The sequence below is a fragment of the Stenotrophomonas sp. YJH_SMC_40 genome, assembly GCF_059368615.1.
In genome coordinates, this window is record NZ_JCAFRX010000007.1 from 255,555 (window position 1) to 274,312 (window position 18,758).

At 66.7% G+C, this 18,758-nt stretch carries 16 protein-coding genes and 1 rRNA gene; 5 read left to right on the plus strand and 12 right to left on the minus strand.

The features are described from left to right. Window positions 1–24: 24 nt before the first annotated feature. Entirely contained in the window at window positions 25–243 is a 219-nt protein-coding gene (locus tag AC5P6X_RS15425) for a twin transmembrane helix small protein (RefSeq protein WP_005412025.1), read from the plus strand. A 20-nt stretch (window positions 244–263) separates the two neighbouring features. Here the strand turns inward: AC5P6X_RS15425 and AC5P6X_RS15430 are convergent, their stop codons facing one another. Genes AC5P6X_RS15430 through AC5P6X_RS15455 form a run of 6 tightly spaced genes read right to left on the minus strand, consistent with a single transcriptional unit; the run spans window position 264 to window position 5,108 of the window. Further along, window positions 264–1,139, minus strand: a complete 876-nt coding sequence (locus AC5P6X_RS15430; RefSeq protein ID WP_005412024.1) for a cytochrome c oxidase subunit 3 — start codon at window positions 1,137–1,139, stop codon at window positions 264–266. 13 nt (window positions 1,140–1,152) lie between these two features. Next, window positions 1,153–1,743 carry a cytochrome c oxidase assembly protein gene (locus AC5P6X_RS15435; RefSeq protein ID WP_005412023.1) on the minus strand — a complete coding sequence of 197 codons (591 nt, stop codon included), beginning with the start codon at window positions 1,741–1,743 and terminating at the stop codon, window positions 1,153–1,155. Continuing rightward, window positions 1,740–1,988, minus strand: coding sequence for a hypothetical protein (locus tag AC5P6X_RS15440; RefSeq protein WP_111117859.1), 249 nt, complete (start codon window positions 1,986–1,988; stop codon window positions 1,740–1,742). Before AC5P6X_RS15440 ends, AC5P6X_RS15435 begins: the two co-directional genes overlap by 4 nt. 8 nt (window positions 1,989–1,996) lie before the next feature. Then, entirely contained in the window at window positions 1,997–3,604 is a 1,608-nt protein-coding gene (ctaD, locus tag AC5P6X_RS15445; protein WP_005407790.1) for a cytochrome c oxidase subunit I, read from the minus strand. A gap of 59 nt (window positions 3,605–3,663) precedes the next feature. Then, window positions 3,664–4,620, minus strand: a complete 957-nt coding sequence (coxB, locus tag AC5P6X_RS15450; RefSeq protein WP_005407789.1) for a cytochrome c oxidase subunit II — start codon at window positions 4,618–4,620, stop codon at window positions 3,664–3,666. Window positions 4,621–4,631: 11 nt separating this feature from the next. After that, window positions 4,632–5,108: a DUF2244 domain-containing protein gene (locus tag AC5P6X_RS15455; protein WP_329757231.1), complete on the minus strand. Its 477-nt coding sequence runs from the start codon at window positions 5,106–5,108 to the stop codon at window positions 4,632–4,634. Window positions 5,109–5,382: 274 nt separating this feature from the next. On the opposite strand from AC5P6X_RS15455, the gene putA reads away from it, so the two are divergent. After that, entirely contained in the window at window positions 5,383–8,601 is a 3,219-nt protein-coding gene (gene putA, locus AC5P6X_RS15460) for a bifunctional proline dehydrogenase/L-glutamate gamma-semialdehyde dehydrogenase PutA (RefSeq protein WP_237827035.1), read from the plus strand. 117 nt (window positions 8,602–8,718) lie between these two features. Here putA and AC5P6X_RS15465 read toward each other — a convergent pair whose 3' ends face one another. From AC5P6X_RS15465 to AC5P6X_RS15475, 3 genes are all read right to left on the minus strand, one after another. Then, the gene (locus AC5P6X_RS15465) at window positions 8,719–9,792 is read right to left on the minus strand and encodes an AAA family ATPase (protein WP_108270706.1); all 1,074 of its coding nucleotides are present in this window, start codon (window positions 9,790–9,792) and stop codon (window positions 8,719–8,721) included. Further along, the gene (pnuC, locus tag AC5P6X_RS15470) at window positions 9,779–10,378 is read right to left on the minus strand and encodes a nicotinamide riboside transporter PnuC (protein ID WP_088436385.1); all 600 of its coding nucleotides are present in this window, start codon (window positions 10,376–10,378) and stop codon (window positions 9,779–9,781) included. Before pnuC ends, AC5P6X_RS15465 begins: the two co-directional genes overlap by 14 nt. Before the next feature lie 112 nt (window positions 10,379–10,490). After that, window positions 10,491–11,918, minus strand: a complete 1,428-nt coding sequence (locus AC5P6X_RS15475) for an outer membrane protein transport protein (RefSeq protein ID WP_005407785.1) — start codon at window positions 11,916–11,918, stop codon at window positions 10,491–10,493. Window positions 11,919–12,146: 228 nt separating this feature from the next. Between AC5P6X_RS15475 and AC5P6X_RS15480 the strand changes: the two genes are divergently transcribed. Continuing rightward, window positions 12,147–12,839: a rhomboid family intramembrane serine protease gene (locus tag AC5P6X_RS15480; protein WP_005407784.1), complete on the plus strand. Its 693-nt coding sequence runs from the start codon at window positions 12,147–12,149 to the stop codon at window positions 12,837–12,839. 82 nt (window positions 12,840–12,921) lie between these two features. Here the strand turns inward: AC5P6X_RS15480 and AC5P6X_RS15485 are convergent, their stop codons facing one another. Together AC5P6X_RS15485 and AC5P6X_RS15490 are read right to left on the minus strand one after the other, a co-directional pair. Then, the gene (locus AC5P6X_RS15485) at window positions 12,922–14,394 is read right to left on the minus strand and encodes a S41 family peptidase (RefSeq protein ID WP_099605583.1); all 1,473 of its coding nucleotides are present in this window, start codon (window positions 14,392–14,394) and stop codon (window positions 12,922–12,924) included. A 108-nt stretch (window positions 14,395–14,502) separates the two neighbouring features. Next, window positions 14,503–15,804 (minus strand): murein hydrolase activator EnvC family protein, encoded by a 1,302-nt coding sequence (locus AC5P6X_RS15490; protein WP_099605582.1) that lies wholly within the window; start codon window positions 15,802–15,804, stop codon window positions 14,503–14,505. A gap of 94 nt (window positions 15,805–15,898) precedes the next feature. Between AC5P6X_RS15490 and AC5P6X_RS15495 the strand changes: the two genes are divergently transcribed. Both AC5P6X_RS15495 and AC5P6X_RS15500 read left to right on the plus strand, forming a co-directional pair. Next, the gene (locus tag AC5P6X_RS15495) at window positions 15,899–16,561 is read left to right on the plus strand and encodes a DUF4097 family beta strand repeat-containing protein (RefSeq protein ID WP_005407780.1); all 663 of its coding nucleotides are present in this window, start codon (window positions 15,899–15,901) and stop codon (window positions 16,559–16,561) included. An 86-nt stretch (window positions 16,562–16,647) separates the two neighbouring features. After that, window positions 16,648–18,363, plus strand: coding sequence for a M28 family metallopeptidase (locus AC5P6X_RS15500; RefSeq protein WP_099605581.1), 1,716 nt, complete (start codon window positions 16,648–16,650; stop codon window positions 18,361–18,363). A gap of 317 nt (window positions 18,364–18,680) precedes the next feature. Here the strand turns inward: AC5P6X_RS15500 and rrf are convergent. Next, window positions 18,681–18,758, minus strand: a 5S ribosomal RNA gene (gene rrf, locus AC5P6X_RS15505); the annotation flags it as partial.

The following is an 18,758-nucleotide window of genomic DNA, read 5'->3' on the forward strand; positions in this document are numbered from 1 at the left end:
ATCCACCCTGCCCTCGAGCCGCGCATGAGTGATTCGCTGAAGACCCTGCTGGTAATCGCGTTTCTGATCGTCATCGTCTGGAATCTGGGCGCCGGCCTGTATTACCTGCTGGTCGACCGCGGCCAGACCAAGCGCACGGTCAACGCACTGACGCGCCGCATCGCGGTGTCGGTTGCGTTGATCTTGCTGGTGATCGTGAGCATCTACATGGGCTGGATCAAACCGCACGGCATCGGCGGCTGAGGCCACCGATGCGTGCGCGGTCAAAGCACGTAGACGAACATGAAGAGCATCAGCCACACCACGTCGACGAAGTGCCAGTACCACGCGGCCGCTTCAAAACCGAAATGGTTGTCGCGGGTGAAGTGTCCCTTGGCCGAACGCAGCCACATCACGATCAGCATGATCGTGCCCAGCAGCACGTGCGCGCCGTGGAAGCCGGTCAGCATGAAGAACGTTGAACCGTAGATGCCCGAGCCGAGCGTCAGGTTCAGTTCCTTGTAGGCGTGGATGTACTCCTCCGCCTGCAGGGTCAGGAAGCCCAGGCCGAGCACCACGGTCAGGCCCAGCCAGATCAGCAGCTGGCGGCGGTTGCCGGCCTTCAGTGCGTGATGGGCGATGGTCAGGGTCACGCCGGAGGTGAGCAGGATCAGCGTGTTGATCAGCGGCAGGCCCCAGGCCGGGATGGTCTGGAACGCGCCGCCGATCGCCGCGGGGCCGTTGGTCGGCCAGCCGGCGGAATAACCCTGCCAGAGCAGCTCGTTGGTCATCACCCCGCGGCCTTCGCCGCTGAGCCACGACAGGCCCAGGTTGCGGGTGTAGAACAGCGCACCGAAGAAGGCGCCGAAGAACATCACTTCGGAGAAGATGAACCAGATCATCCCCATCCGGAACGAGCCATCGACCTGGTGGTTGTAGTTGCCCGCCTGCGACTCGCGCACCACGTCGCTGAACCACCAGAACAACGTCAGCACCAGCATCGCGATGCCGATGTAGAAGGTCCAGCGTCCCCAGCTGGCATCGTTGAGCCAGCTGGCCACGCCCACCATGGTCACCATCATCGCGATGGAACCCACGAACGGCCATTTGCTCTGGGCCGGGACGAAGTACACGTTGGCGTCGGTCGGTGTCTGGGCCATGTCGGTATCCGGGTCAGGGTGCGGCGTGCGCGCCTTCCGAGGTGGCGGCCGGGGCCAGCCGATCGGACAGCGCGTCGTTGCGATAGAAGGTGTAGGACAAGGTGATCGTCTTGATCTCCGGCGGCAGGTCCGGATCGACGATGAAACGCACCGGCATGTCGCGCTTCTCGCCAGCCTGCAGCGTCTGCGCGGTGAAACAGAAACATTCGGTCTTGCTGAAGAAGCCCGAGGCACGCGCCGGCGCCACCGAAGGCACCGCACTGCCGACCACCGCCTGCTGGCTGTCGTTGCGCGCGAAGTACAGCGCCTCGTTGAGTTCGCCGGGCACCACGTCCATGGTCAGCTGTTCGGGATGGAACGACCACGGCAGGCGCGAATTGACGCCGCCATCGAACTCCACGCGCACGGTGCGCTTGCCGGTGGCGGCGCCTGCACTGGCTTCGCCACCGGGGCCGCGTTCCAGGCGCACACCGAACACCTTCTCGCAGGCGATGCGGTACAGCGGCACCAGCGAGAACGTGAGCAGGAACACCGCCACCGCCACACCGATCAGGCGCGGCAGCCCCGCACTGCGTGACGGTGTGCTGGCCGGTGCCTCGCTCATCGGCCGATCACCCCGCTGAGGATGAAGCCGACGTAGACCAGCACGGCGATGGCGCCGACCCACATCGCCGTGCGCCTGGCGCGCTGCCGTTGCTGTTCGATGCCGTGGCGTTGGGCTTCGGTCTGGCTTTGGCTTTGGCTTTGGCTTTGGCTTTGGCTTTGGTAGAGCCGACTGTTAGTCGGCTGCACTTCGCGAGTCGACTGACAGTCGACTCTACCGATCGGCAGCGGGCTCTCGTTATGCATGCCCCACCTCAATGCGTGATGTCGTCATGCGCCAGATCTCCCGGACGGATGGTCGGCGGCGTGGTGAAGGTATGTGCCGGTGCTGGCGACGGCAGCGTCCACTCCAGGCCGCGCGCGCCTTCCCAGGAACGGGCCTCGGCCTTCTCGCCGTTGCGCAGGGACGACAGCAGGATCGCGGCCATCATGAACGGGGTGACGAACATGCCGAACGCACCGATCGAGCTGATCAGGTTCCAGTCGGCAAACGCCACGCTGTAATCGGGAATGCGGCGCGGCATGCCGGCCAGGCCGAGGAAATGCTGCGGGAAGAACAACAGGTTGACGAATACGATCGACCACCAGAAGTGCACCTTGGCCCACTTCTCGCTGTACATCCGCCCGGTCCACTTCGGCCACCAGTAGTACACCGCGGCGATCAGTGCGAACACCGCACCGGTCACCAGCACGTAGTGGAAGTGGGCGACCACGAAGTAGGTGTCGTGGTACTGGAAGTCGGCGGCGACGATCGCCAGCATCAGGCCGGAGAAGCCACCGATGGTGAACAGGATGACGAAGGCCACCGACCACAGCATCGGTGCCTCGAACGTCAACGAGCCCCGCCACATGGTGCTGACCCAGTTGAACACCTTCACCCCGGTCGGGATCGAGATCAGCATGGTGGCGAACATGAAGTAGATCTCGCCGCCCAGCGGCATGCCCACGGTGAACATGTGGTGGGCCCAGACGATGAACGACAGGAAGGCGATCGCGGCGGTGGCGTACACCATCGCCTGGTAGCCGAACAGCGGCTTGCGGCTGAAGGTCGGGATGATCTCGCTGACCACGCCGAAGGCGGGCAGGATCATGATGTAGACCTCGGGATGGCCGAAGAACCAGAAGATGTGCTGGTACATCACCGGGTCACCGCCACCGGCGGCATTGAAGAAGCTGGTGCCGAAGAACTTGTCGGTCAGCAGCATGGTCACCGCACCGGCCAGCACCGGCATCACCGCGATCAGCAGGAAGGCGGTGATCAGCCAGGCCCAGCAGAAGATCGGCATTTTCAGCAGGTCGATGCCCGGCGCACGCATGTTGAGCACGGTGGCGATGATGTTGATCGCGCCCATGATCGAACTGATGCCGGCCACGTGGATGGCGAACACGCTGAAAGCAACGTTGTAGCCGCCCTGCAGCGACAGCGGCGGGTACAGCGTCCAGCCGCCGGCCGGTGCACCGCCCGGCAGGAACAGGGTCAGCAGCAGCAGGCTGAAAGCCACCGGCAGCAACCAGAACGACCAGTTGTTCATGCGTGGCAGCGCCATGTCCGGCGCGCCGATCTGCAGCGGGATCATCCAGTTGGCCAGGCCGACGAAGGCCGGCATCACCCCACCGAAGATCATCACCAGCGCATGCACGGTGGTCATCTGGTTGAAGAACTCGGGCTTGACGAACTGCAGGCCCGGCTGCGCCAGCTCTGCGCGGATCACCACGCTCATCGCCGCGCCGATGATGAACATGATGAAGCTGAAACCGAGGTACAGCGTGCCGATGTCCTTGTGGTTGGTCGAGAAGAACCAACGTTCGAAGAAGCTCTGGTGGTGATGGTGATCGTCGTGCCCAACTGCCGAGTGCGCCATTGCAAAACACCTCTCAGAATCGGTTGTCACCGCGGCCGCGAACGGCCGCGGGCTTTACATCACGCTCCGCTGGCCGCGGTGGCAGGCGCGCTGCCGGCTTCTGCAGCAGCAGGCGCAGCCGGTGCCTCGCCCGTCGGTGCAGTCGGTTCGGCAGGTGCCGCAGGCGTGGCGGGCTCGGCGGGCGGCGCCGGCTTGCGCTGCGCCAGCCACTTCCTGAAGTCCTCCTTGGACACCGCCTCGACCACGATCGGCATGAAGCCGTGGTCCTTGCCGCACAGCTCGGCGCACTGGCCGCGGTAGACACCGGGCTGCTCGATGCTGGTCCAGGCTTCGTTGATGAAGCCGGGGATGGCGTCCTGCTTCCAGCCCAGCGCCGGTACCCACCAGGCGTGGATCACGTCGTCGGAGGTGATGACGAAACGCACCTTGGTATCGACCGGCAGCACCAGGCGGTTGTCGACATCCAGCAGGTAGTGCGGATGGCTTTCGCGGGTCGGCACGATGCCGCTCTGCCGCACCCGGTCGGACTCGCGGTCCAGGCGGCTGGTGAAGGTGACGTTCTCGCCGAGGTATTCGTACTTCCACATCCACTGGTAGCCGGTGACCTTCACCGTCATCTCGGCATCGCGGGTGTCGTACATCTTGATCAGGTTGGCCGTGGCCGGCCATGCCATCACGATCAGGATGATCACCGGGATCACTGTCCAGATGATCTCGGCCTTGGTGTTGTGGCTGAAGGTGGCCGCGACCGCGCCCTTGGATTTGCGGAACTTGAAGATGGCGTAGGCCATCGCCCCGAACACGATGACGCCGATCACCGTGCAGATGATCAACGACAGGTTGTTCGATTCCCAGGCCAGGCGCGAGGTCTGGGTCACCCCCTTGCCCATGTTCAGCTGCCACGGCTTCGGATCGGCCGCCTGGGCCCAGGCCAACGCCGGCATCAGTCCCCCGGTCGCCAGCATCGCGGCGACCGCGTTCACGCACTTCGTGCCCCACCTGCTGCTTTGCTTCATTGCCTAGACCCTTAGCGTCGTCGGTTGCCGCCATCGCTGGCGGCGAGCAAGCTTTCAAGTGTCTCTGCGAGCGTCTGACGTTCGGCCGGCGCGAGGAAACTCCCCACCTCCACCTGCCGGCCGCTGGATGCCAGCCGGACCCTCTCATCGTCGGTGAGCAGGCGCACCCAGTGGGGATGGGCCCGGAACACCGGCGATCCACCGGGTACGGGGATGACCTCCACGTACGCCGGCACCACCCGGATCTCCTCCTGCCGTTCACCGCTGCGCCACAAGGCACGCAGCGCGGCCGCCAGCACCAGGCTGTACAGCAGCGCGAACAGGGGGGCGAATGCATTGCCGGCCAACCACCCGAGGGCGGACACCAGCCACATCGCACCCCACAACACGGTGAACAACAGGACGAACTGCCGGGCATCGAGCGCCCGTGGGGGACGCAGCCGCAGCTGCGTACCTGACCCATCCGGAGCTGGAAGCACCTCGATCATGTCGCAACCGCGTTCCTGCCGCGGGAAACGCCTCGATGGTAGCCCCGCCCTCTCGCCGGTAGCAAGGGTGCATTCACACATTTTCCGATGCTGCAACACAGCATGAGGTCGGCGGTACGAATGACGAATTCGGCATAAACTCGTCCGCACTTGCTGAACACGCTGAATCCACCGCAGCTATTGGCTATCAGCGCTTCACGAAGGTGGCTGCTGGGCACTTCCGCAACCCGCAAAAATGATTAAAATCGCCAAGTTTTCCACTGGCCGGACCGGCATGAACGCACCTTCCTCCTCCCCTGCAGCCCACGACGCCCCGCGTCCCGGCGCGTTGCTGTCGCCGGAACTGCCGGCGCCCCCCAATCCGTTCCGCCAGGCCATCACCGACGCCTGGTTGAAGGACGAGGCCACCCACGTGCGCGAGCTGCTGGCGCAGGCCCGCCTGCCCGCCGACGAGCAGGCCCGGGTGCAGGCACTGGCCGCCGACCTGGTCGGCCGCGTGCGCGTGCGCGCCAAGGACCAGGGCGCCATCGAAGCCTTCATGCGCCAGTACGACCTGGGCAGCGAGGAAGGCGTGCTGCTGATGTGCGTGGCCGAGGCACTGCTGCGTATTCCGGACCAGGACACCGCCGACAAGCTGATCCGCGACAAGCTGGCCGATGCCGACTGGGAAAAGCACCTGGGCGGCAGCGACTCGGTGCTGGTCAATGCCTCCACCTGGGGCCTGATGCTGACCGGCAAGCTGGTGCAGATGAACGACGCCACCCGCGCCGATGCGCCCAGCGCGTTCAAGCGCCTGGTCGGCCGCGTCGGTGAGCCGGTGGTGCGCCTGGCCGTGCGCCAGGCGATGAAGATCATGGGCCACCAGTTCGTCATGGGCCGCACCATCAGCGAAGCGCTGGCGCGCTCGCACAAGGGCGACAACGCCAGCTACCGCTACTCCTTCGACATGCTCGGCGAAGGTGCGCTGACCATGAAGGACGCGCTGCGCTACCTGGAAGACTACCGTCGTGCGATCCACGCCATCGGCGGCGATCACAAGGCACGCGGCGGCCGTCCGGATGGCGACGTCAACAATGCCCCGGGCATCTCGATCAAGCTGTCGGCGCTGTACCCGCGCTACGAGCACGCCAAGCGCGAGCGCGTGCTGAAGGACCTGGTGCCGGGCGTGCTGGAACTGGCGCAGCTGGCCAAGAGCTATGGCATCGGCTGCACCGTCGACGCCGAAGAGTCCGACCGCCTGGAACTGTCGCTGGACATCATCGAGCAGGTGTTCTCCGACGCCTCGCTGGCTGGCTGGGATGGCTTCGGCGTGGTCGTGCAGGCCTACCAGAAGCGCACCCCGTACACGATCGACCACCTGGCCGACATGGCGCGCCGCTCCGGTCGCCGCCTGCAGGTGCGCCTGGTCAAGGGCGCGTACTGGGACGCCGAGATCAAGCGCGCGCAGATCGAAGGCTACCCGGGCTACCCGGTGTTCACCCGCAAGCAGAACACCGACGTGTCCTACCTGGCCTGCGCCAAGCGGCTGTTCACCCATGCCGACGCGATCTACCCGATGTTCGCCACGCACAACGCGCATACCATCGCGGCCGTGCGCAGCATCGCCAACGGCGGCGTGTACGAGCACCAGAAGCTGCACGGCATGGGCGACGACCTGTATGCCGAGGTGGTGCCGGCTGACCGCCTGGGCCTGCCCTGCCGCGTGTATGCACCGGTCGGTTCGCATGAAGACCTGCTGCCGTACCTGGTGCGTCGCCTGCTGGAAAACGGCGCCAACTCCAGTTTCGTCAACCGCATCACTGACGAGCGCGTGCCGATCGCCGACCTGATCCGCGATCCGGTCGAGATGGTCGCCTCGTTCGCTTCGATTCCGCATCCCAAGATCCCGCTGCCGGTTGACCTGCTGCGCAGCCAGAACCACGACAGGAAGAACTCCATGGGCGCCAACCTCGCCAACGACAACGAACTGCGCGCCCTGGCCGAGCAGATCAACGCGGCTGTGAAGCCCTGGCAGGCCGCGCCGCTGGTGCCGGGTGCCAACCCGGCCGGCACCGCGCTGCCGGTGACCAACCCGGCCGACACCCGTGAAGTGGTTGGCCAGTGGCTGGCCGCAGACGCCGCCACCGTGCAGAAGGCCCTGGCGAATGCCGTAGCCGCGCAGCCGGCCTGGAACCGCACCCCGGCCGCCAGCCGCGCCGCCATCCTCGAGCACGCCGCCGACCAGCTGGAAGCACGCATGCCGGAATTCATGGCGCTGTGCGTGAAGGAAGCCGGCAAGAGCCTGCCCGACAGCATCGCCGAAGTGCGCGAAGCGGTGGACTTCCTGCGCTACTACGCCAAGCAGGCGCGCGAGCAGTTCAGCCACGCCGAGAAGCTGCCGAGCCCGACCGGTGAGTCCAACGAGCTGCAGCTGCACGGCCGCGGCGTGTTCGTCTGCATCAGCCCGTGGAACTTCCCGCTGGCGATCTTCCTGGGCCAGGTCGCTGCCGCCCTGGCCGCCGGCAACAGCGTCATCGCCAAGCCGGCCGAGCAGACCAACCTGATCGGCTACTACGCGGTGAAGCTGCTGCACGACGCCGGCGTGCCGGCCGAGGTGGTGCAGTTCCTGCCGGGCGACGGTGCTACCGTCGGTGCCGCGCTGACCGCCGACCCGCGCGTGGCCGGCGTGGCCTTCACCGGCTCCACCGACACCGCCCGTGCGATCAACCGCGCGATGGCGGCGCGTGACGCCGCCATCGGTGTGCTGATCGCCGAGACCGGTGGCCAGAACGCCTTCATCGCCGATTCGTCGGCGCTGCCGGAACAGCTGGTCAAGGACGCGATCGGTTCGGCCTTCACCTCCGCCGGCCAGCGTTGCTCGGCTGCGCGCGTGCTGTTCGTGCAGGACGACATCGCCGACAAGGTGATGACCATGCTGGCCGGTGCGATGAAGGAACTGAAGGTCGGCAACCCCGGCCTGCTGTCCACCGACGTCGGCCCGGTGATCGACGCAGATGCGCTGAAGATCCTGCAGGACCACGCTGAGCGCATGGACCGCGAAGCGCGCCTGATCGCCGCCGCCGAGCTGTCGGCCGAGGCCGCCAACGGCACCTTCTTCGCACCGCGCGCGTACGAACTGAAGGACCTGGGCCAGCTGCAGAAGGAAGTGTTCGGCCCGGTGCTGCACGTGATCCGCTGGAAGGGCGACCAGCTCGACGCGGTGATCGACCAGATCAACGCCACCGGCTACGGCCTGACCCTGGGCGTGCATTCGCGCATCGACGAGACCGTCGACCGCATCAGCAACGGCGTCCATGTCGGCAACGTCTACGTCAACCGCAACCAGATCGGTGCGGTGGTCGGCGTGCAGCCGTTCGGCGGTCAGGGCCTGTCCGGCACCGGCCCGAAGGCCGGCGGCCCGCACTACCTGCTGCGCTTCGCCACCGAAAAGACGGTGACGGTGAACACCACCGCCGCCGGCGGCAATGCCTCGCTGCTGACCCTGGGCGACTGATCGCCCGGTTGATGCAGTGAACGAAAAACCCCGCGAAAGCGGGGTTTTTTGTGCCCTGCTTCCTGTAGAGCCGGGCCCACGCTCGGTTTGCCTCGCACAGCCGAGCGTGGGCTCGCTCTACAGAGGCTGGGCCACACTGAACCGATTGTCCGCCCGCTTCGCCAGCTCGCTCTGCACGCGCGCGATGCGCGCTTCCAGCCCCCCCTCCAGCAGCACGTAGTCGACTCCCCGCGCCTCCAGCTCGCGCACGTACCACGCATGCTGCTGCGCCCGGAAGGCTTCGCCCACCCGCGTGCCGTCCTGGTCGAACGGGATATCCGGCGCACACAGGAACAGCAGGTCATACGGTCGCAATGCAGCCTGCCGCAGTGCCTCCGGCGCCGTACCAGACATCCAGCCGCTGTAGCCCAGCGTCACCAGCGGCGTGGTATCGCAGAACAGCCAGCGATGCGCATGCCGTGCGGTCTCGTCTTCGTGCTGCGGCTGTGCCATTGCGATGCGAAGCAGATCATCTGGCGTCAGCTCTCCGCCCTGCTGCTCCCATAGCGTGCGGCCATACTCCGGCACCCAGGCGGTCTGCAGTCGCTCGGCCATCACGCGCGCCAGCGTGGTCTTTCCGCTGGACTCGCCACCAATGAACGCCACGCGCTGCACATAGCCGGCATAGACCTGCGGTGCGAGGCCATGACGGTGCGCATGCGGATCGGCGCGCAGCTGGGTGCCACACGCCTGCCCGACGTCCAGTGCGCGTTCGAGCCGCTCATGGCGTACCGGCGCGCCGAAGTGCGTGGCCAGCGCCTGCGCGAAGCCGTCGCCGTAGTCCTCGCCGGTGTAGACCGCCTGCACCGGCCCGCCGAACAGGCTCAGGCACAGCCAGGCGGTGAACTCGCGCTGCACGTGCTCGTTGTCGCTGTCCTGCGGCAGCGTGCGCACGGGCAAACCGTGCTGCGTGCACAATGCCGCCAGGCGCGCGTCATCAAGCACCGCCACCGTCGCCTGCGGGAAGCGCGCTCGCAGCCAGCGCTCGCGACGCTCGGCGCTGTAGCCTGGGAAACCCGGCTGCGACCAGCCGATCACCAGCAGCTGCCGGCAGCGCGTGGCGGCGAAGTCGATCAGGTGTTCGTGACCCAGATGCAGCGGGCAGAACTTGCCCACCACCAGGCCGCGTGCAACGCGCTCAGGCAGCAGCATCGGCCGTCTTGGCCTCGTCACGCATCAGGTGCCGCCAGTGGCGCAAGGCCACCAGCGCATTGACCCAGAAGCCCACGTACAGGATCGAGGTCAGGTGCAGGCCACGGCTGTAGTACAGCGGTACCGCAACGGTGTTCACCAGCAGCCACACCCACCACGATTCCAGCTTGCGTCGCATCATCAGGATCTGCGCGATCACACTCAACACCAGCACTGCCGAATCGATGTAGGGCGCATAGGCGTTGGTCAGTCGGGTCAGCATCCAGCCGTAGCCGAAGGTGGCCACTACCGCCAGCGGCACCAGCCAGGCCCAGGCACGTGGGCGCAGCGCGGTGATCGGCAGCGGCGCGCCATGGTCACCGCGCAGCCACTGCCACCAGCCCAGCACGCTGATGGCGATGAAGAAGAACTGCAGCACCATGTCCGCATACAGGTGCGATCGTTCGAACACCGCAGCAAACAATGCGCAGCCGACGATGCCCAGCCACCAGGTGTGCACGTTGTTGCGGCCGGCCAGCAGGATCGAGCCGGCGACGGCGATGTTGGCAGCCAGCTCCAGCTGGAAGTTCGGGTCGGACAGGTTCATGACGCTATTGTCGCGTAGATCCACGTGCGTGGATGGCCCACACCACTCCGCAAAAAAAAAGGCCCCGCTTGCGCGGGGCCTCCTTTCGTACTGCTTCAGGCAATCGCCCGATTCAGAACTTGTACTGCATCGAAGCCGCCAGCACGTCGCCGCTGACCTTGTACTTGCCGGTCACGGTGTTGGCGGTGGCCGAGGTCGAGGTCACGTTCGGATCCTTGGTGAACAGGTGGGTGTAGCCCACGCTGTATTCCATCTTGTCCGAAGCGGCGTAGGTCAGGCCCAGCGACAGCCACTTGCGGGTGGTGTCCGGCACGCGCACGTCGCGGTGGGCGTCGGTGGTCGGGGTCTGGTCATAGGCCAGGCCGCCACGCAGGGTCAGCTTGTCGTTCACGCGGAAATCGGTACCGATCGACGCGAAGGTGGTGTCGCGGTAGTGGAACGGCAGCACGCTGTCCGGCTGGTTGGAGTCATAGTCGACGGTGACCTGGTCGAACTTGCTCCACGCGGTGCGCGTGACTTCGGCCATGATCTGCCACTGGTCGTTCACGCGGTGGGTGAAGCCCACGGTGGCGCTGGCCGGCAGGGTGATGGTCGCGCGACCGTTGCTGTCGATGAAGGTACCCGGGGCAGCGGTGGCCAGGAAGGCCGCCGCATTCTGCGGAATGGTGAAGTCCGCCTTGCCATCGGTGATCTTGTGCTCGACCTTCGAGCGGTAGCTGAAGGCGATGTTGGTGCCTTCCACCGGGGTGACGGTCATGCCCAGGGTATAGCCGACCGACACTTCATCGCCCTTGATGCGCAGGTAGCCATCGGCGGTACCCGGCGAGAAGCCGAGCTGGGCAGCCTGGCGTGCAGCCGCCTGCGACGCCGCCAGAGCCTGGGCGGCGGTGCCGCCGGCAGCCAGCACGCGCGCCGCAGCGGTGCGCTGGGCAGTGGCGTTGATCGCGGTGCCGGTGTCGACAGCGCTGGTCAGGTCGACGTTCAGGCGCTCGGCGAACACCGACGCACCGAACGACAGGTACGGATTGACGTCATAGGAGAACGCCACGCCCAGGTCGACCGCCTGCAGCTCGGTCTTGACGCCGTTGTAGCGGCCGACCCAGTCGCGGTCGTATTCGGTCTTGAAGCCGAACGGCACGGTCAGCGATGCACCGAAGTGCATGTTCTCCTTCTCGCCGAACGGCAGGTGGAAGTAGGCGGCCGGAACCGGGGCGATCATGCCCGCGTCGCCGCCGTTGCCGCCGGAAATCGGCTGGCCGTTGCCGTACTGGCCCTGGCCACGGAACTTGGCGCCGAAGCTGATGGCGCTGACGTCGCCCTGGATCAGGGTGCCGTCGAGCAGGCGCATGGAGGCCGGGTTGGTGGCGATGACCGAGGCGTCACCTTCGGTCGAGGTGGAGCCGGCGAACGCGCGGCCCAGGCCCTTGGCGCTGTTTTCCTTCAGCTGGAAGGCGGCAGCATTGGCATCGGCGGCGGCCAGCGCACCGGCAACGCCGACGGCCAGCAGGGTCAGTCGGGCAATGGTGGAAGCGGTTTGCATCGTAGTTCTCTCTCTCCGGTAAGCGGTGATGGTGCTCTGAGTGCGCCTGCGCCCGGCAGGCCCAGAGGCCCGTCGAAGCGCGCCGGATTCCCCTCCCGACATACGACGCCGTATGCGAGTATTACCCAGAGCCGTTAATGAAACAATAACGACGCAGGCGGATTTTTCGTCTCAAAAGCTGAACAGGACAATCCCCGCCGCAAGCGCCCGCACGCTAGGCTAGTGCCCATGTTCGTCTCCCTCCCGTCCCGCAAGAAGGCGGCCCTGCGCTGGGCCACGCCCGTGCTGTTTGCGGCACTGTGGCTGGCGTTCCTGTGGTCGATCTCGCGCCCGGACGATGCCCGCGGCAGCCTCTGGCTGGACTGGGGCGCCCTGTCCACCGGCCTGACCCACCCGCTCGACTGGTGGGCGACGCTGCAGGACGGCAGCGTGCTGCGCCTGTTCACCGCCCTGTTCCTGCACGCGGACTGGTCGCATCTGCTGGGCAACCTGGTGTTCCTGCTGATCTTCGGCCTGCCCGCTGAGCGGGTGCTGGGCCCCTGGCGCCTGCTACTTCTGTTCCTGGTCGGCGGCGCGGTGTCGAACCTGGTGGCGATCTACACCATGGGCAGCCCGGACCAGATCATCATCGGTGCCAGTGGCGCGGTCTCGGCGCTGATCGGCGCCTATCTGGCCCTGTTCCCGGGCGCCCGGCTGGGCGTGGTGATCCCGCTCGGCCTGTTCCTGGAGTTCGTGCGGGCCCCGGCCTACCTGCTGATCGGCGTCTGGGCCGCACTGCAGGTGGTGTTCGCCCATATCGGCCCAAGCTTCGGCATGGTGGCCTGGTGGGCGCACATCGGCGGCTTCGTGTTCGGCCTGGTGTACGGGGTCTACGTGCGCGCGGCCATCGCCCGCCGCCTACGCAAGCGCCACGGCTTCTGACCCCTGGTAGTGCCGGCCGCTGGCCGGCATTTGGTTTCTTCTTCCGCCCTTGAGCCGACGCCGGGTATGGCCCGGCGCTACCTCACGGCTTCGCTGGGGCCGGTGCGGGCTTTGCTTCCGGCTTTGCTTCCGGCTTTGCTTCCGGCTGTGCTTCCGGCTTAGGTTCGACCTTCGCTTCCGTCTTCGCCGCAGCGGCCTTCGCGGCCTTGGCCGCATCCGCCTTCGCCGCTTCGGCCTTCAAGCGTGCAGCCACCGAACCCGGGTTCTTCAGCTCGGCCAGCGCGTCGTTGATCGGGCCATCGCCCGGCAGCACCGCACCGGCGTGGTAGCCCTCGGTGCCTTCGTCGTCGCCACGCAGATGGCCCGGCAGGGTCGCTTCGCTGTAATCGCTCAGGCTGGCCGGCAGTGCCTCGTCTTCCGGGCGCGCCGCAGGCTTCAGTTCGACCTCCGGCACGATGCCAGTGGCCTGGATCGACTTGCCGCTGGGCGTGTAATAACGCGCGGTGGTCAGCTTCACCGAATCGCCGTTGTCCAGCGGCAGCACGGTCTGCACCGAGCCTTTGCCGAAGGTGCGGCTGCCGACCACGCGCGCGCGCTTGTTGTCGCGCAGCGCCCCAGCCAGCACTTCCGAGGCGCTGGCCGAACCGGCATCGACCAGCACCACCACCGGTGCGCCCTTCAGCAGGTCGCCCGGCGTCGCATCGAACCGGGCATCGCTGATGCTGATGCGGCCGCGGGTGCTGACGATGTTGCCCTTGTCGAGCAGGTCGTCGGCCACCTGCACGGCGGCAGTCAAAAGGCCGCCCGGGTTGCTGCGCAGATCCAGCACCAGGCCCTTGAGCTGGCCACCGGACTGCTTCTGCAGCTGCTGCAGGTGCTTCTGGAAGTCCGACCCGGTGTCGGCCTGGAAGGTGCTCAGGCGGATGTAGCCGTAGCCCGGCTCCAGCAGGCGGCTGCGCACGCTGGTCACGCGGATGGTCTGGCGGGTGAGGCTGACGTCGAACGGCTTCGGCTTGCCCGCGCGCACGATGGTCAGCACCACCTTGCTGCCGGCTGGGCCACGCAACGGTTCGCTCGCATCAATGGCGCTGATCGGCTTGCCGTCGATGGCGATGATCAGGTCACCGGCGAGGATGCCGGCCTTGGCCGCCGGCGTGTCGTCGATCGGCGAGATGACCTTCATGCTGGCGTTGTCGGGCTGCTGCTGCAACTCCACGCCGATGCCCTCGTAGGCGCCGTTGGCCTGCTCGTCGAAGGCCTGCGCGTCTTCCTTGTTGAAGTACGTGCTGTGCGGGTCGAGGTCGAGCAGCAGGCCGCGCACCGCCGACTGCATCAGCTTCTTGTCATCGACCGGGTCGACATAGGCCGCGCGCACCGCGTTGTACACGGCGACGAAGCGGCGGATGTCCTCCAGCGGCACCTTCGAGGTCACCGCCTCCTCGCTGTTCGCTGCCTGCCCGCTGGTTTCCTTGCTCGGGGCGGGCGCGGTCTGCTGCGCCCAGGACAGCGCTGGCAACAGGGCCAGCAAGAGGGTGGCGGTACGGGCTGCGCGCATGGATCACTCCTGTCGACGTTGGCATCGTGCCCAAGGCACATGCGTCGATTATGCGCGAAGCACAGCTAAATTCCCGTTGAATCCGTCCGCCACGCGACAGCGCCGGATTCAGCGCCGCTGCAGCCAGCTGTCCGGGTTGACCGGCTGCCCGCCCCGGCGCAATTCGAAGTACAGCGCGGTCACGCCCTGGCCACCGGAATTGCCGACCTTCGCCACCGCATCGCCGCGGCTGACCCGGGCACCCGCATCCTTCAGCAGGGTGTCGTTGTGCGCGTACAGGCTCATGTAGCCGTTGCCGTGATCGACGATCAGGATCATGCCGTAGCCGGTCATCCAGTCGGAGAACACCACGGTGCCGTCGGCCACGGCGGTGACGGTGCTGCCGGCGGGCGCGCCGATCAACACACCACTGCTGGTGCGGCCGTCGGGCAGCTTTCCGCCGTAGCGGGCCAACAGGTTGCCCGACAACGGCCAGCCCAGGCCACCCACCTTCGGCGCCGGCGCAGAGGCAACGGCAGGCGGGACCTTGGTGGGCGGCGGTGGCGGGCGGCCCTGCGCGGCGGCCTGGCGTGCGGCACGCTCGGCGGCGGCCTTTTCAGCGGCCGCCCGCCGTGCCGCGGCGCGGCGCTCGGCTTCGGCCCGTGCCGCAGCGGCACGCAGGTTGGCCAGCAGCGTTTCCAGTGCCTTGGCGTCCTGGCCCAGCGCCTGTTCCTTCTCGCGCTGGTCCTTGAAGCGCTCATCCAGCGAGGCGACGGTCCTGGCGCGATCGCGACGGTCGGCTTCCAGCGCCGCAGCCTGCTGCTTCTGGTCCTGCTGCGCACCCTGCAGCTTCTGCTTGCGCTCGGCGATCTGCGCCTGCAGCACTTCCAGCTCTTTCAGGTCGGCTGTCAGCGTGGTGATGCGCTGTGCCCGCTCGCGTTGCAGGTAGCGGTGGTAGGCCAGGGCACGATTGGCATCGGCCACCGTGTCCTGCGACAGCAGCAGCTTCAGAGGTGCATGGTTGCCCAGCTGGTAGGCCGCACGCAGCAGGCCGGCCAGCTCGCGATGCTGCTGGGCGAGGTTGGCCTGCAGCGCGCTGCGGCGTTGTTCGGCCTCGGCCAGGGCCCTTCCCTGCTCGCGCAGCGCAGTTTCAGTCTGCGCAAGCGCACGGCCGGTGCGGGCCACCTTCTCGTCCGCCTCACGCAGCTGCTGCGAGGCCTGGCCCCGCTGGCCCTCGATCTGCCTGCGCTCCTGCGCCACGCCCTTCAACTCGCTACGCAGCTTCTGCAGCTTGCGCTCGGTCTCGCGGGTGGTCTGTGCGGCGCCCGGCAACGGCAGCGCCAAGGCGATGGCCAGCCCCAACAGCAGGCAGCGCCCGCCGCGGATGGCGGCGATGTGATGTCGGCGTGATGGGAAGGCGTTGTCGCGCAAGGGCTTTCCAGTGACTTCAGGCAGTTGCAGGGGGTACCGGGGAATGGTGACATCTCCGCACGCGGCCTGCCAGCCGCACATCCATCGAGGTCCCATGAAAACTCTTTCCATTCCGCTGTTGTTGGGCGTCCTGCTCGTTGCCGGCCCCGCCGGTGCCCAGGACAACATCAGCAAGGTCAACGGCAGCATCAGCGCCGAGCCTGGCCAGCGCTACGGCAAGCTGGATACCGTCAACGGCGGTATCCGGGTTGGTGAAGGCGTCGAGACCGGCAGCATCGACACCGTCAACGGCGGGGTCAAGGTGGCCGACCGTGCACGTACCGGCAAGATTGAAACGGTCAACGGCGGCGTACGCCTGGGCCGCGAGGTGATTGCACACGGCAGCGTCAGCACCGTCAACGGCAGCATCTTCACCGATCGCGGCAGCCAGATCGAAGGCGGCGTCGAAACCGTGAACGGTGGCATCGGCCTGGTCGAAAGCCGCGTCGGCAAGGACGTGGAGACCGTCAACGGCGATATCACCGTCGGCATCGGTTCCCAGGTCAACGGCGGTGTGCACGTGCGCAAGCCGAACTTCAGCGTCTCGCTCACCGCCAGCCGCAAGCCGCGCGTGATCGTCGGCCCGAATGCCGTGGTCAACGGCCCCCTGCAGTTCGAACGCGAGGTGGTGCTTTACGTGCATCGCACCGCGCGCATCGGTCCGGTCACCGGCGCCGAACCGATCCCGTTCGACACCGAAACCGCCCCGGCGGACTGAGCGCACCGGACCGCTTGGTTCGGTGATACTCGCTGATACCGGCCGTGCACGACGTGCGGCCGCCCTTTGTTTTCCAGGAATCGACGATGCCCCGCAAACTCCTCCTGTGCCTGGCCGCCGCGGCCGCGCTCAGTGCCTGCAAAGGCGAAGACACGCCGGCCACCGCACCGGCGTCAGCCACCGACACCGCTGCCGCGAAGCCGGCGGCTTATCAGTTCTCCCCCGAGATCAACGCCGGCGACTTCGCCGAGATGGTCAAGACCCTGGCCTCGGATGAATTCGAAGGCCGCGCGCCGGGCAGCAAGGGCGAGGAACTGACGGTCAACTACATCCGCGACCAGATGCAGCGCATCGGCCTGCAGCCGGGCAACGGTGACAGCTGGTTCCAGGATGTGCCGATGACCGAGACCACGGCCGACGCATCGACCGTGCTGAAGATCACCCAGGGTGGCAAGACCACCGAGCTGAAGTTCGGTACCGACATGGTGGTCGGCACCCGTACCGGCCAGGCAGAGGTGAAAGTCGATGCCAGCGACCTGGTGTTCGTCGGCTACGGCGTTGATGCGCCGGAGCAGAAGTGGAACGACTACGCCGGCCAGGACTGGAAGGGCAAGACGGTCGTGATGTTCGTCAACGATCCGGGCTTCCATGTTGACGACGCGAAGCTGTTCGACGGCAAGCGCATGACCTACTACGGCCGCTGGACCTACAAGTTCGAAGAGGCCGCGCGCAAGGGCGCCGCCGCGGCGCTGATTGTGCACGACACCGCCGGCGCTTCCTATGGCTGGGACGTGGTGAAGAACTCCTGGGCCGGCCCGCAGTACGACCTGCCGGCCAAGGATGACCCGGAAGCCCGCATTCCGGTGCAGGGCTGGCTGAGTGCCGACGCCGCCAAGGCGCTGTTCGCAGGCGCCGGCCTGGACCTGGCACAGGCCTACAAGGACGCCAGCAAGCGCGGCTTCAAGCCGGTGCCGCTGAAGGCCACCGCTACGGTCGACCTGAAGAGCCAGATCGCGCAGAAGCAGTCGCGCAACGTGGTGGGCGTGCTGCCGGGCAGCAAGCGTGCCGACGAGGCCGTGCTGTACATGGCGCACTGGGACCACCTGGGCAAGCATGAGGGTGAAACCGGCGACAACATCTACAACGGTGCGGTCGACAACGCGACCGGCGTGGCCGGCATCCTTGAGGTGGCCGAAGCCATGGCCCACCAGGATCCGAAACCGGAGCGCTCGGTGGTGTTCCTGGCGGTGACCCTGGAAGAGTCCGGCCTGCTGGGTTCGAAGTACTACGTCTCCCACCCGACCTTCCCGCTGGACAAGATCGCCGGTGTGATCAACATCGACGCGATGTCGGTGGCCGGCCGTGCCAAGGACGTGACCGTCACCGGCTTCGGCAGCTCGGAGCTGGAGGACATCCTCAAGCCGCTGGCTGCGGCCCAGGACCGCACGCTGCATGGTGAGACCTCGGTGCAGAGCGGCTTCTACTTCCGTTCGGACCACTTCAACTTCGCCAAGGCCGGCGTGCCGGCCCTGTACGCCGATGGTGGCGAGGATCTGCGAGAGGGTGGCGTGGACGCCGGCCGCAAGGCCGCAGCGGACTACGGCGCCAACCGCTACCACGGTCCGAAGGACGAGTTCGACGCGTCCACCTGGAAGCTGGACGGGACTGTCGAGGACCTGCAGCTGATGTACGGCGTCGGCAAGGAACTGGCCGGTGGCGATCGTTGGCCGAACTGGTACGAAGGCAACCCGTTCAAGGCAGCCCGCGACGCGATGATGAAGGACAAGGCTTCGGCAAAGTAAAGCCGGGCCATGCTCGACTGAACATCGTTGAGAGCAGAGCGGCGCCCCACGGGGCGCCGCTTTTCTTTTGCGTACCGTCGGCGGCAGATCCACGATTGGTGTGGATCTGCCGGTAGTGCCGGCCGCTGGCCGGCAATCGATTGGTAGCGGCCAACCTTGGTTGGCGCCATGCTTCCTCGCAGTGGGCCTCCACGCATGGCGTGGATCTACCGGGCCATGTAATGCCATCGGGTTGCCGGCCAGCGGCCGGCACGACCCGCATTTACTGCGCACAAAGAAAAACCCCGCTGCGTGAGCAGCGGGGTTTTGGGTGTAAACCCTGGCGATGACCTACTCTCGCATGGCTTGAGCCACACTACCATCGGCGCAGCTGCGTTTCACTTCCGAGTTCGGGA